The organism is Proteiniclasticum ruminis (genome assembly GCF_900115135.1).
GTDB classification, from domain to species: Bacteria; Bacillota; Clostridia; order Clostridiales; family Clostridiaceae; genus Proteiniclasticum; species Proteiniclasticum ruminis_A.
Map to the genome: position 1 here is coordinate 755,979 of NZ_FOVK01000001.1, position 14,119 is coordinate 770,097.

Here is a 14,119-nt window from a genome sequence, read left to right on the forward strand (position 1 = left end):
CTTTTGCTAATTTTAACTTAGTTTTAATGTGCTTTGTGGGCTGTCCTCTTTCCAAGACGTGCTAAAAAAGCTCCCTGTCGAGGCCATCACCATAGTGAATCCCTGCAGAGAGCTTTTTTTAAATTTTCCTGTCTTTTTTGTTTTTGATGACTTTCTGCCTTGTGAACTCTTCGCGTTCCTTTTCTTCCAAAGCTTCTGTAATAAACTTGATATTCTGCTGAAATTCAGGAATCACGATATTTTTCAGTGCATTCGCACGCTTCTGTGATTTTCTGATTGCATTCGCTAATCGGTAGACTGAGTTTTCAATATCAGCAAGTCTTACGGATAACTCCTTCACTTCTTGAAACATTCTATACGCATAGTCGAACTTTGTATTCGCTCTTTCCATACCATAAGTGAGCTTCATTTGTGGCTTCTCGTGAGAAACCATAGGTATTTCAACCCCCATGACACTTCGGTAGGTAACAGATATACCATCATCTATAGGTACCATTTCAGCGAGATCAGAGATGATACCAAGTGTAGTGTTGGCCTCTTGCAATGCGATATAGGCTTTGTTGAACGTAACTGAAATCTGGTCTCTCAAACTCTTTATTTCATCCAGATGAATCATGATCTCCCTGATGAGAATATTTCGTTTTCGATCCATGAGTTCATATCCCAGTTCTGCCAGAGAACTGGATTTCTTCAGTGCGATGAGATTTCCCTTTGTTGGAAAAACCTGATTATTAGCCATAATTATTCACCATCCATTGCTAGTTCACGGATGATAGACCTTTCAGCAATCTTAAATCTTTTCATGCTCCGTTCTCGATTATAATACTGATCGAGGACTTCAGAATCAATTCTATCCAGCTCCTGTTTAGGAAGCATCGAAAGCAGATCCCATCCAAGCTCCAGAGTTTCTAAAATATCTCTGTTTGTATTCATTCCCTGGTTAAGGAACTGGCCTTCAAAGAGTTTACCAAACTCCATATACTGCTTATCCAGATCACTTAACTCATCTTCACCAATAACAGATGCTAGGCTTCGTGCATCTTGTACTTTCGCATAACATGCAAAGAGCTGGTTTGCAACAGAAGAGTGATCTTTCCTGGTATAGCCATCACCTATGCCGTCCTTCATCAGTCTGGATAGAGAAGGCAGAACGCCTACAGGCGGGTAAATCCCCAGCTGATTCAAATCTCGATCCAATACAATCTGACCTTCAGTAATATACCCTGTTAAGTCTGGAATTGGATGGGTAATATCATCATTCGGCATCGTTAGGATCGGAATCTGGGTTACAGATCCTTTCGCATTTTCAATAATCCCCGCTCTCTCATAAAGAGATGATAAATCTGAGTACAGATATCCCGGATATCCTTTTCTTCCTGGAATCTCTCCTTTACTGTTGGAGAACTCACGAAGAGCCTCACTATAAGAAGTAATATCCGTTAAGATAACCAGGATGTGCATATCATGCTCATAAGCAAGATATTCAGCTGCAGTAAGAGCACAACGAGGTGCAAGAATACGTTCTATGATTGGATCATTGGAAAGATTCAGGAACATCACCACATTTTCCATTACACCGGCTTCTTCCAATGACCGTTTGAAGTAATCCGCAACATCATTCTTCACACCCATGGCCGCGAAAACAACCGCGAAGTTTTTTCCATCTCCTTCGGATATTTTCGCCTGTTTCACAATCTGAACAGCCAGCTCATTATGAGGCATTCCTGAACCTGTGAAAATCGGCAGTTTCTGTCCACGGATAAGAGTGGTGAGAGCGTCAATGCTGCTGATTCCTGTATTGATATAGTTTCTTGGATAGATTCTAGATACAGGATTTAGTGGCAAGCCATTAATATCCATCATTTTATCGGCAAAAATCTTACCAAGGCCATCAATAGGCTTACCCGATCCATTAAACACTCTACCAAGAATCTCCTTAGATAAAGGCAGTTCCATCGGTTTACCTGTGAACCTTGAAGTGGTATTTTTCAAAGAGAGACCATTGGTCCCTTCAAAAACCTGGACAACCACACGTTGCCCATCTATCTGAACGACACGGCCTGTTTTCACCGTACCATCCTTCATTGTAATTTCTACTAATTCTTCATAACCAACATCCTTCACATTGTCTAACACAATGAGAGGACCGTTGATTTCGCTAAGTCCCAAATACTGAAGGCTCAACTGCTTTCCTCCTTTCGACTGCTATGCTTTAGCGACAGCTTTGTCAATGATACCGTAGTACTCATCAAGTTTTCCAAGATTATCGTTCGGCACATCATATTTCATTCGCGTTACATTTTCAAAGATACCCGTCTGTATCAGCATATTCAATGATTTATCTGAGCTGATGAATTCTTTGGCTTTTCTGTTCAGATAAAGGATTACTTCCATCATCTTCAGCTGTTTTTCTAAAGGTACGTAAGTATCATCTTTATGGAACGCATTCTGCTGAAGGAATCCAACTCTAATCACCTTAGAAATTTCAATAATCAGTTTCTGATCATCCGGAAGAACATCACTACCAATGAGCTTTACAATCTCCATAAGTTTGTTTTCTTCCGCAAGAAGAGTCATAATTTCATTCCTAAATGTAAGAAACTTCGGTCCAAGGTTTTTATTGTACCATCTGGACAAATCCCCCGCATATTCGGAATAAGACAAATTCCAATTGATTGCAGAATAATGTCGAATATAGGCGAGCTGCTTATCAAGAGCCCAGAAGCATCTGACAAACCTTTTTGTATTCTGAGTTACAGGTTCTGAAAAATCGGCACCCTGAGGAGATACTGCCCCAATGATGGATACAGACCCTTCAGAGTAATTTGTATTTTTCACATACCCAGCTCTTTCATAGAACTGTGAGATTCTGCTTGGCAAATATGCAGGGAATCCTTCCTCTGCAGGCATTTCTTCAAGTCTTCCGCTGATTTCACGAAGCGCTTCTGCCCAACGTGAAGTAGAATCCGCCATCATTGCCACATGATATCCCATATCTCTGTAGTATTCCGCCAAAGTGATTCCAGTATAGATACTTGCTTCACGAGCGGCCACTGGCATGTTTGATGTGTTGGCAATGAGGACTGTTCTCTCCAAAAGAGGTCTGTTGGATTTAGGGTCAATCAGTTCTGAGAACTCTTCAAGAACTTGAGTCATCTCATTTCCTCTTTCACCACATCCCACATAAACAATAATATCTGCATCACACCACTTTGCCAGCTGATGCTGTGTCATAGTTTTTCCTGTTCCGAAACCACCTGGTACCGCAGCTGTTCCGCCTTTAGCGATGGGAAACAGAGTATCAATGACTCTCTGTCCTGTAATCAGCGGTATCGATATTGGAAGTCTCTCTTTTACAGGTCTAGGAGTTTTGATTGGCCACTTTTGAACTAGTGTCAGTTCATGAACAGTGCCAGTTTCATCCTTAAGCTTCAGTATGCAGTCATGGATCTTTCGCTTACCATTCTCTGCCACATAAACTGCAGTTCCATAGAGATGTGGTGGTATCATGAGCCTATGTTCAATCAGGTTTGTTTCAGGCACGGTCGCAAAAATCTGACCCGGACTAAGTTCTTCCCCTTCTTGAATCTTCATGGTAACATCCCATTCTCTATGGGTATCCAGCGACTCCACATTGCTTCCCGGTTCAATAAAAGCACCGGACAGCTGAGAAATATCCTTCAGTGGTCTTTCTATACCATCAAAGATATTCTTAATAATACCAGGTCCCAATGTTACAGATATCGGCATCCCCGTTGGAAAAACAGGCTCACCTGGTTTTAGACTGGTTGTACTCTCATACACCTGAATCGTCGTGAATTTATTAGTAATGGAAATTACTTCTCCCATAAGTTTCTTATGGCCAACATAAACCATTTCCAACATTTCAAAATCAGAAGAATCTTTCACAGTGATTACAGGTCCATTAATTGAATATATTAGATTTTCACTCACTTAATCACCTCTTTGCATTACATGCAACACCTACATATCAGTTTAGAATCAGTTCAGAATTTGCATAGAACTTATTATGCTGCTCTTTGAGCTTTGCATCATAGGTTTCATCAATGAATATATTTTCTTCATAGAACTCAATGATGAAGCCACCGATTTCAATATCTTTCTTCGCCTTCACCTGAGCTTCTCCTTTAAAGCATGCAATAAGTTCTTCCGCATACTTCATGTCTTTTTCTGATATCAGCAGATTTGCTTTTGAACCATGTTCTGCACTGACCGCCTCGATCTTAGCCTTCATCTTGCTAAGATACTCTTCAGTAGCTGTATATTCCTTCAATTTTGACTTTAGTTCGCCAAACAGCTCACCAATCAGCTCATTTCTCACACGCATCAGCTTTCTCTGATTCTCATCAATGAGTTTACTGATGGCAATCGCATGTTCACTTTCTATACTCTTAACTTCATGCTCCAAATACACTTCAGTATTCTTCGCTTCATAATCCTCAATTTGCTTTATGCTTCTATTCTTGATCTTTTGAATCTCATTTCTGGCATCATCCATTTCCTTTTGAGATAATCTACCGATTTCATTTCTAAAATAGGTTTCCAGCTCTGCGATTGTATTATATTTCATATTCTTCACCTCATAGTTTCACACCAATTGCATCACTAACATACTTGTCTATGGTTTCTCCAATCTTGTGTTGGCCATGACGGTCTGGTATTTCAACGATCAATGGTTTGAGCTGTCTTAGTTTTAATTCAGAAATAACATCTGCGCAGGTTTCAATGAGTTTCGTTGTAATAAGGACTATGGCAATATCATCCTGATGCATTGCCTTTTCCAGCTCTTCAAGCACTTCACGACGTTCGTGAACGACAACACCTTCAATTCCTGCCATCCGCATCCCCATTTGAGTATCAATATTGTCACTTATTAGAAAAAATCTCATGAAAACCTCCTTATCTTACAGCTTGTTAATAATAAGAATAGAGATCAACAATCCGTAAATCGCAACACCTTCACCAAGGGCAACGAAAATCAGAGATTTACCAAAGTTCTTTTCATTTTCAGAGAATGCACCGATAGCCGCTGGTGCTGCTGCAGCAACTGCGATACCAGCGCCAAGAGCGGACATTCCTGTAGCAAGTGCAGCACTGATAAAACCTAATCCCTGTGCGATGGTTCCTGTGATGGATTCGCCAGCGGCTGCGGTTTCTTCAGCTGCAAGTACGGAAAAATCTCCTACGGAGAAAAGCACTGAGCCAATCACTACAACAAAGAACATCACAATATGGGTAATCAGCCTGGTCTTCGCGGACTGAGCATTCAGATTGCCTTTAAACACCTTGATTAAAGGAAGAGAGATTAACACAATAAGTACCATTGGAACTAACAATTCGATCATATTTAACATTTTTTATCCTCCACTATAAATATTCTTTCAAAGTTTTAAACGGAATTCCATCACCAGTATAGTATCTGGAGAACATTTCATAAAACTCCAGTCTTAGCACCTGAATACCTACAATGAGGCCCTCCAGCGCCATTACGAAAATATTACCAAAAATAAACACAATAGGTCCCGCATTTCCAGTCATTTCCATAAGGCTTGATACAACCAGCATCATACCTGCATGGGAAAGCACAAATCCAGCTACTCTCATATAAGACATAGTGTTTGTGATATAGGAGAGCAGAATTTCAAAGAGCTCAAAAAACGCTTCTGTGAAAAATCCGCCAAATCCAGTTGGGAACATGGCTTCTCCATGCACCTTTCTTTCAATTGCTTCCTTCAGGAACATAAGCAGTAACGGTACCCCTACAAATAGAATCAACGTTACGGTATTAAACGGATTTGCTATACCACCAAGCATCAAGCCTGCTCCGATGATCACAAAGCTATAAAATACCAGTCCAGCCACACCATTATGCGACAGGAACATTTCCACTGTATGCTTTTTCTTATAATTCACATAGATATTAATACCTATGGTAGAAATAATCAGAACAGAACCAATTGCGATAGCAGAAAGCAGCAGTGTCATTGTAAAACCAGGATCCATGGTATGGATTGGTTTTCCTGGCAGACCCAGTACATTGATAAAGAACGGATCTAATAGATGTTCATTACCAAATACAGACCCATACAGTAATCCGAATACCGCAGAAGAAATACCAATACGTATACCCACAGCACCCAATTTCATGCCCTTGAACTTATACATGACCCATCCAAGGAGAGAAAGCACAAGCCCTTGTCCGACATCACCAAACATAATTCCGAAAAGCAAAGTGTACGTCAGTGCAACAAACGGGGTAGGATCTATCCCTTTATAATCTGCAACTCCATACATCTCAACAAACATGCCAAAGGGCTCTGAAAACCAGCCATTCTTTAACTTGGTTGGTGGAGTAAGTCTTTTATCATTGTTTGCTGGCCGTACTTCAATCTCAACAGAAGGTATACTCTCAAACAACTTATGAAGATGATCCAGGTCATCTTTGGCCATAAACCCAGTGATAGAAAATCTTCCGCCTAAGCCCACCACAAACCTTCTTGCTTCAAAAATCATACTGACTTTCGTAAGCACTGCAGTGAATAGCGAATACCTGTCTCTTGTTCTTTCAATAAGCTCTTGTTCACTATCTTTAAGTTTCAGCAAATCCTTATTTAAACTTTCGATTTCCTTCAGTAAATTCTCCTCAGCCTCTTCAGGTGTTCCATGTACAAAATCAGGTATATGGATTCTGTCAAAGTATAAAGAAGAAAATACGTTGTCCACCTCACGTTCAAACTCATTGGTTGTAATGTAAATACCCCAGCTGTAATTGCTGTCCTTACTGAATGAATTCCAAATAAATGGTCTGTTATCATAAAACTTCAGCTTTTCTTCACTGTCTAGAGGCAGTCTCCCGACTCTACTTATGAGATAACGGCATGAAAACAAATCATCAAGTGAAATATCCAATGATTTGATGTTTCTGACTTGTTTTAATGCATCTTGGTCTTCCTGAATCAGCTGTTTGATTTCATTTTCATTCGAGGTAATCTCCTCAAACTTATGGTATGTTTTTTCAATAAACCGCTCAATTCTGCTTAAATCGCACTCCTGTACATCTACTTGTTTCGGCTCGATTTCAAGATGCATCTTGTCGACAATTTCGTTGATTCTGTTCAACATCTTTAAATATGGATTGTCATAGTACATTGATGTCAAACCATGCACAGCTCCTACTAGCTTAGAAGCAGGCTCTGGATGAAAATTGTCAAGTTCAATGAATTTTGCAAGAACTTCATCTAAATGCTCATTATCCGCAAAAATATTGACCAGTTTCATTTTAGCAATTGCCATACTTTTTCCTCCTTCCTTAGTAAATCAGCAGACTTTCTACTTCACTCCTTTGAGTTCCATATCTAACTGCCTCAATAATATTCGTTATATTTGAGATTTCCAATTCCATTAATATCACATAAACGGTATAGATGACTGGAGAGTCTATGGAGAATCTCATATATCTTTTCGCCAAATGATATTTTATTTGATCCGAGTAATACTCTATGTAAGTATACTCTTTGTCATCAACATACATATTGTACTTTGATGACTCTAAAACTCTCAGCACACTTTCTGCATCAGGCTGAGCAATGAGATGTTTTATAAACGTATCACTCATTCTGGATTTCATTCGAACCATCGTTTTTTCAATATACTCATTGGAAACCTTGAAGAATTTCTTCATTCGGTATATTTTGACAATATTCATCAGTTCGATCTGCGTTTTATAAATATCCAACAGCTCTTTTTTTACTCTTCCACTGAAGTTCTTCTCAATGATTTTAAATACACTCTGATAATATGCGCTGAAAAGCTCTTGTTCGATCGCAGGTAAGTCCAGCTTCTCTTCCTTCTTATCGATGTATTTTTTAAGCACGGCTCGGTATGGAGTCCCCTGTAATATATCTAGAATATCCTCAAATGAAGATGTTTCAGATATTTTATCTATATCATAGGAAAAATAATCCGAAAGAGCCAATGGAATCTCTGAAATGAGTGTGGTATATTGAACATCCTCATGTTCTTCATCCTGAATGATTGCTCGAAGTATCAACAGGATGACTTCAATCTCTCGTTTCATAATATTCAATCTATAAAACTCATGATTTGTCAGCATAGAGAACTTGAGAAGTCTTTCAATCTTTTCATACATGTTCTGTCTGATCAGCTGTTCCAGCTGTCCGCGATGTATACGATTTTCATAGATATCCCGCATCGTCGAACCATACTCTGTCTCATTTTTGAGGTAACCCGCTATTTCAGGCACTGTGCTTTTCCTAAGGAGTTCATCATAATCTTCTTTCTTCAGTCTGTGCCCATACATTGATTTTGCTTTAGCGGCAAGAGCAGGACTATTCACAATCCCCATGTTTTTTCTCCCTCCTCCTCATCAGCTAGCCGTCAATACAGTTTTCAAATATCTCCTTCAGCCATCGCTCCCGGTTATATTTATACTGATTCCTAAGTTTCTCTAAAGATTTTTCGTACTTCACCGATGTCTGAATCACTTTATCATTATACTCAGCCTGCAACTTTTCTTTTAGTTCCATCAAATGCTGCTCAGTATTTCTTTTGTATTTTTCCTCAATTAAAGGTCTCTGGTTTGCAACATACGCAGGAACCTCATCCAACTCTTCTTTGATCTGCTGAAGTTCATTTCTTGCTGCTTTATCCAGTTCCACGATATCCTTAATGAGTTTCTTCATGATTTCCCTCCTTCCCTAAGACTAGTCTGATAATTAACAAATTATCATTTCTTCAACTTTTTAACTGGCTGCTCAAACAAAAGTCTAACTAATACAATGTGCCACAATTTATTTTCAAAGTCAATTTTCATAAAAATCATATTTATTTTATTTATTGCAGTTTATAAAAAGAAAACGTTTAGAAAAAGCATCTTTTTCACAAACTTCTCGCTTTTTTTTATGTTGTAACTCACAACTGTTAAAAATTATTTTATTTTACTAGTTTTTCAATCCATAACGCTCTGAAATACTCCTACACTCATTTCAGCCGTGAAACTTCTTTAAATCCTTTTGTTTTTAAGAAATCCACTTCATGCCTGAACTCAATGAGCGCCTCAAAAGGATGAATATCTTCAAAATTGATCTTATACAATGTTTCCCTGTCCAGAAGGACAGAGAGAATGAGCTCTTCCGATTTAAGTCCTGAAACACTATTCATTCTCATTTCGTGTACGTGCAGAAGTATCTCCTCTTGAGAAACCAGATGAAACACATTTCTTCCAGTACGCAATGCCAGAGCAGCAACAAATTGGCTGACAATACTATAGTAGTCCGTTTTTGAGTATTCTCTTCTCGAGAGTTTTCCCGTTGGAGTTAAGGTAATGTACTCCTTAGGCACCACAGACTCTGGATTGATGGTGATATCCACATTCAAGCGTCCATCCGAATCCAGAGAGCAGTCCAGATCTTCAATAAACTCCATGTCCTTTTCCAGCTCTATCTTTTTTAGAACTTCAACTGGAGAAGCCTCTTTCATATTCAACAGTTCACTGGATATCCTCTTATTTCTCTCCCATTTTGAAAGAAGGTCCTTGTCTGCAGTCTCTGCATGATTTAGTATCTCTTCCGAATCGTACCGATATTGTTTCCCGGAAAAAATCCTCTTAAAAAACCCTGGCTTGTTCTCTTTAATAATCCTCTTGGCTTCTCTTACATACGGTCCATCTTCTCCTGGTTCAAAGAGCTTGCTCTCTCCTGAACTGAGATTTCTTCCGATATCTATTGGATAATCCGCCTCATGATGCAATGTGACAATATATTCAAGATCTTCGTTGAACTGTCTGACTTCCTCTTCGTAGGAGAAGTTTCGTGATGCGGTATTCAGTTTTTTCTTGTCTCCTGCAGTGTTTATCAGTTTCTTTGCATTAATTGTTTTGCTGTAGGATAGTCCTGTACCAGGAATACCGATTGTTGTTCTAGCCTGACCTTTTGTATTGAAGCTCTGTCTAAACCCTCTTCTTCCTGCAGAAAGACTCACTCCTGACTTACCGATGTTTAAGCTGAGAAATTTCCCAATACGTATTCTCTTTCTGAAATTAAATCCCATATTCCACCTCGCCATAATAAAATAACACGTTTCTTTATCTCCATACCTGTAAGAACTCTATCGTATTCAAAAAAAACCATGAAAATCCTAGAAGGATTACATCATGGCTCTTCACACTCTTACATTCATCATCCGTTAAGATGAATATCCTAATTCCTCTTTTTGTCCTTTAAATGGATGGTTGCTCTCATCCTTTTCCAGTTCTATCTGCTCTTCAAGAAGAGCTTTTAATGCAAGCTTCTCCATTTTTTCTCTTTGCAGCTTTTCTTCAAGAATCAGCACATCATCCATGGTCACACTTTCCCACCGATTCATGATGTTGAAAAGATTCACTACATCTTCTTCATTATATTTTAGAATCTTTTCCACTTTCTCTAGAGGCATTCGATCGAAATACCCCTGGTCTTTGATGATTTTCGAGAATGTTTTAGCAAGAGTCATCCCTGAGATCAGTTCTCCACCACGGTCTATCTGATGGAGTTTTTCAAGATTCTTCAACCCAATATTCTTCTGGAATTTGTGTTCATATTCCTTCTGAAGATCAATAAGTTCGAACTCATCTTCAAAACTGTATAAAATATCATACTTCTGATACAAATGGTTGATCACTAAAAAATCATTATTTCCGGAAAAAGTTACCAGATACTGTTTCCCATTATTTTTCTGATTGATAAAATATTCTTTTGTCAGTTCCAGGATAGCTCTGGCATCTCTTTTGTTCTCAATCATATACTGGGTGGTTATGACAGCTTTTTCTGCTTCGTCATAGACCGCTGCCCCAAATACACCAATGGCAATGGGCTCTTTGTATAAATAATGTTCAAGATCAAAAAATATGGCGTTTCTAATAATTTCTTTACCATGAAATTTCAACGTCTGTTCACTGCCTTGCACTGCCACTGGAATGACTTCCTGCTGTTTCAGCAATGTGCATCCCTCATTTCTTAGTCTAATACAAGTTCCTCAATCTTTACCCGATAAATCAGGTCTTTTCTCTCCACTGCGACCTCCGCCTTGTGTTTCACCTCTGAATCGTTCAGAACCAGATTCACAAGCTCCTTGGTCGGATTCACTAAAACGGGATGTCCTACCAGCTGAAACATGGAGAAATCTCCAGCTGTGTCTCCATAGGCATAGGAGGCATCCAGATCAATATCATACTTTTCCTTGAAATCATAAATGGCCTTCTGCTTTGATTTGCTGTCCCACATGGGAATGACTTCTCCCGTATAACGCTCTTTGTCATCCATGGGATAGATGGAACCTCTGTAATCATCGAAATCATGAAGCTTTGCCATTTCTTTTACAAGCTCAATCGGACTTCCTGAGATTGTCAGCACTTTGTGCCCTTGGCTCTTGTGCCATTTGATGCGGTTTCTGGTGAAGAGATAGTTTCTTAAGCCCATATCCCGCACCACATTATGAATGATATGCTCAATAAAACTCCGATGGTATCCCTTGATGGCCTCGGTATAAATCGTCGCCATACGAAGAAGATAATCATCATAGGAACCCACCCTGCGGTCATACTGGTCGTAATAAGGCTTGACCTCTTTATACCACTCCTCTTCCCGGATAATCTCGCTCCGGATCATTCTTTTGAACAACTCTTTCATAAATACTTCTCGATATAAGGTTCCGTCAATATCAAAAAATGCTGCTGTTTGCATATCATTGACCATCCTTTCACTAAAAGATTAGAATCTCAGTATCGCTTCTGTCAGACCCTCCAGGCTGCTGACCCACTTATCCGCCTCAAGAATCGGTCTCTCACTCACTGCCACAACCCTCATTCCTGCTCTTTTTCCTGATAACACTCCTGCTTTTGAATCTTCAAATACTGCACACTCTGCTGGGGACAGTTTAAGTTCACCAGCAGTTTCCAGGTAAACTTCAGGATCTGGTTTTGGTGCTCTAACCCGGTGTCCGTCAATGACCACATCAAAGTATTTCTTCAAACCTGTCAGCTCCAGAATAATAGATGTGTTGTCACTGGTTGAAGCGATTGCAGTAATAAGACCTTTGAATTTCAGAAGCTCCAGGAACTCTTCCACACCAGGAAGAATATCAGAATCATCAATATCCGTCACATGCTCCAGATAAAGATTGTTCTTTTTACGGAGTATCCGCATTTTCTCCACTTCGCTCATCTCGATATTTTTCATTTTCAGCAGAATTTCCAGGGCTCTAAATCTGGCCACCCCTTTTATCTGCTCATTATCTTCTGCTGTAAAGTCTTTCCCTAAATCCTGCAGCACTTTTTTCCATGCAAGATAATGGAATCTGTCCGTGTCGACCAAAACTCCATCCAGGTCAAAAACGACAGCCTTGATCCCCATAATGTACCTCCAAAATAGTAGAATTCCGCGGTAAAATCACCGTTTTATATAACTTTAATCATACCACAATCTTTTATGAATTACACTATAGGGTTGTTTTGTCAATGCTCTTTCACCCTTTTCCTGGTCTTATGGTCAGGAGCTATGTATCGCTGCAACACTTGACTGGTTTTATGATAAAATGAAGTAACAGACTGAACAGGAGGAACTTTTCATGAAAAGTCTTTTGACCTTCTCTAGAGAAACAGGCAGTATGGGAGATCAGATTGCAAAAGGGCTGGCTCATGATCTTGATATTTCTTATTTCAACCGAGAGTATGCTCTACGGAACTGGCTGCCTGAGATTGCGACAAAACATGAACTCCATATGCTGGAAGAAAGCCCTGGTTATTTTCTGAAATCCTCTGCCTCCGGCATAACGTTTCAAGAATTCATAGAAAGAAAACTGAACTCTGCAGTTTCTGAAACTCCTGCCATCATCAGCGGACTTGGCGCTCAGATTATTTTTCGCAAGCACACCTCAGCAGGACATATTAAAATCCATGGAAGTATAGCTAGAAGAACTCAACGGCTTATGAAGGAACATAATCTTATTGAGGATGATGCAAAACGAATCTTGGAGCTTACAGACAGGAGGCATAAGAAATATATCCATCTTCTCTACCATGAAGACTGGTCCAATTCTCTTCTTTATGATCTGATCCTAAATACAGACAATATCACATTGGAAGAATCTCTCTCCATCTTGAAAAATTACTATCATCTGGATCAGCCTGCTCCTGAATCATTAAAAAATGGTACAGTGATATTCAAGAACACCTCCGAGGAGGAGTTTGCCAAGGTTTTGGATCTTTACGACTTTGAATGGGACTATGAGCCTCGAACCTTCCCCTTGGAGTGGGATATTGAAGGCAATATCACCAAAGCATTTTCTCCAGATTTTTACCTGCCCAAATTTGATACCTATATCGAACTCACCGTTATGAACCAGAAATATACCCAGGACAAAAAGAAAAAACTCAGTCTTATGAAGAAGCTTTATCCTAAAATCAATGTCAGCATCGTCTATAAGAATGATTTTCACAATCTCTTAGAAAGATTTGCCAAATGGGAGGCAATTGATGAGTAAGTTAGGAAAAATCCTCTATACAGAGGATGAAATTGAAAAGAGAATCAAAGAAATGGCATGGATCATTCAGGAGGAATATCCACCAGAAGAAGACCTGGTTGTTCTGGCCATATTAAAAGGATCTGTCTACTTTCTGAGTGATTTCACCAGAGCACTCAAAAGACCGGTCCTCCTTGACTTTTTATCCATTGGAGTGAAAAGAGATACCGAAAGAAATCGAATCATCACCTATGTAAAAGACCTTTCCATTCCCATCAAAGGAAAACATGTGCTGCTCTTGGAAGATGTCATCGGAACTGGCCTTACTTTGGGTACGATACTGCAGCATATCGAATCTTTTTCTCCAAAAAGCCTGAAAGTGCTCACCCTGCTTGATAACCCCAAGAAGCGGCTATTGAACGTTACGGTGCACTACAGCCTATTTACCATGCCTGATACGTTTGTGGTAGGTTATGGACTGGACTATGAAGAGAAGTACCGAAATCTTCCTGATATCTATGAATTAAAGATGCGTTAGGCAGAAATAAAAGAGAACTCCCGATTGAAAGGAGTTCTCTTTTTA

The 14,119-nt window shown here is 39.4% G+C and carries 15 protein-coding genes; 2 read left to right on the plus strand and 13 right to left on the minus strand.

Features of this window, described 5'->3' with window-relative positions:
* Nucleotides 1–118 precede the first annotated feature (118 nt).
* The 13 genes from BM243_RS03545 to pgmB all read right to left on the minus strand — a co-directional run bounded on the left by BM243_RS03545 (nt 119) and on the right by pgmB (nt 12,428).
* Nucleotides 119–739, minus strand: coding sequence for a V-type ATP synthase subunit D (locus BM243_RS03545; protein ID WP_074910391.1), 621 nt, complete (start codon nt 737–739; stop codon nt 119–121).
* A 2-nt stretch (nt 740–741) separates the two neighbouring features.
* The gene (locus BM243_RS03550) at nt 742–2,184 is read right to left on the minus strand and encodes a V-type ATP synthase subunit B (protein ID WP_074910394.1); all 1,443 of its coding nucleotides are present in this window, start codon (nt 2,182–2,184) and stop codon (nt 742–744) included.
* A 21-nt stretch (nt 2,185–2,205) separates the two neighbouring features.
* Nucleotides 2,206–3,954 carry a V-type ATP synthase subunit A gene (locus BM243_RS03555; protein WP_074910397.1) on the minus strand — a complete coding sequence of 583 codons (1,749 nt, stop codon included), beginning with the start codon at nt 3,952–3,954 and terminating at the stop codon, nt 2,206–2,208.
* A gap of 37 nt (nt 3,955–3,991) precedes the next feature.
* Complete coding sequence (locus BM243_RS03560) at nt 3,992–4,591, minus strand: V-type ATP synthase subunit E (protein WP_074910400.1); 600 nt, start codon at nt 4,589–4,591, stop codon at nt 3,992–3,994.
* A gap of 10 nt (nt 4,592–4,601) precedes the next feature.
* Nucleotides 4,602–4,910, minus strand: coding sequence for a V-type ATP synthase subunit F (locus tag BM243_RS03565; RefSeq protein ID WP_074910403.1), 309 nt, complete (start codon nt 4,908–4,910; stop codon nt 4,602–4,604).
* A gap of 15 nt (nt 4,911–4,925) precedes the next feature.
* Nucleotides 4,926–5,375: an ATP synthase subunit C gene (locus BM243_RS03570; RefSeq protein ID WP_074910405.1), complete on the minus strand. Its 450-nt coding sequence runs from the start codon at nt 5,373–5,375 to the stop codon at nt 4,926–4,928.
* A 13-nt stretch (nt 5,376–5,388) separates the two neighbouring features.
* Nucleotides 5,389–7,314, minus strand: a complete 1,926-nt coding sequence (locus BM243_RS03575; RefSeq protein WP_074910407.1) for a V-type ATP synthase subunit I — start codon at nt 7,312–7,314, stop codon at nt 5,389–5,391.
* 16 nt (nt 7,315–7,330) lie between these two features.
* Nucleotides 7,331–8,386: a V-type ATPase subunit gene (locus tag BM243_RS03580; protein WP_074910410.1), complete on the minus strand. Its 1,056-nt coding sequence runs from the start codon at nt 8,384–8,386 to the stop codon at nt 7,331–7,333.
* A 25-nt stretch (nt 8,387–8,411) separates the two neighbouring features.
* Nucleotides 8,412–8,723, minus strand: coding sequence for a hypothetical protein (locus BM243_RS03585; protein ID WP_074910412.1), 312 nt, complete (start codon nt 8,721–8,723; stop codon nt 8,412–8,414).
* 298 nt (nt 8,724–9,021) lie between these two features.
* On the minus strand, nt 9,022–10,089 hold the full coding sequence (locus BM243_RS03590) for a DUF4236 domain-containing protein (protein WP_074910416.1): 1,068 nt from the start codon (nt 10,087–10,089) through the stop codon (nt 9,022–9,024).
* A gap of 135 nt (nt 10,090–10,224) precedes the next feature.
* The gene (locus tag BM243_RS03595; protein ID WP_074910418.1) at nt 10,225–11,016 is read right to left on the minus strand and encodes a ribonuclease H-like domain-containing protein; all 792 of its coding nucleotides are present in this window, start codon (nt 11,014–11,016) and stop codon (nt 10,225–10,227) included.
* Nucleotides 11,017–11,033: 17 nt separating this feature from the next.
* Nucleotides 11,034–11,759 carry an HAD-IB family hydrolase gene (locus BM243_RS03600; protein ID WP_074910421.1) on the minus strand — a complete coding sequence of 242 codons (726 nt, stop codon included), beginning with the start codon at nt 11,757–11,759 and terminating at the stop codon, nt 11,034–11,036.
* Between the two features lie 27 nt (nt 11,760–11,786).
* A complete protein-coding gene (gene pgmB / locus BM243_RS03605) occupies nt 11,787–12,428 on the minus strand; it encodes a beta-phosphoglucomutase (protein ID WP_074910424.1) in 642 nt (213 codons plus the stop codon).
* Between the two features lie 214 nt (nt 12,429–12,642).
* Between pgmB and BM243_RS03610 the strand changes: the two genes are divergently transcribed.
* Nucleotides 12,643–13,557, plus strand: a complete 915-nt coding sequence (locus tag BM243_RS03610) for a cytidylate kinase family protein (RefSeq protein ID WP_074910426.1) — start codon at nt 12,643–12,645, stop codon at nt 13,555–13,557.
* Entirely contained in the window at nt 13,550–14,074 is a 525-nt protein-coding gene (hpt, locus tag BM243_RS03615) for a hypoxanthine phosphoribosyltransferase (protein WP_074910430.1), read from the plus strand. Before BM243_RS03610 ends, hpt begins: the two co-directional genes overlap by 8 nt.
* The last annotated feature ends 45 nt before the right edge of the window (nt 14,075–14,119 follow it).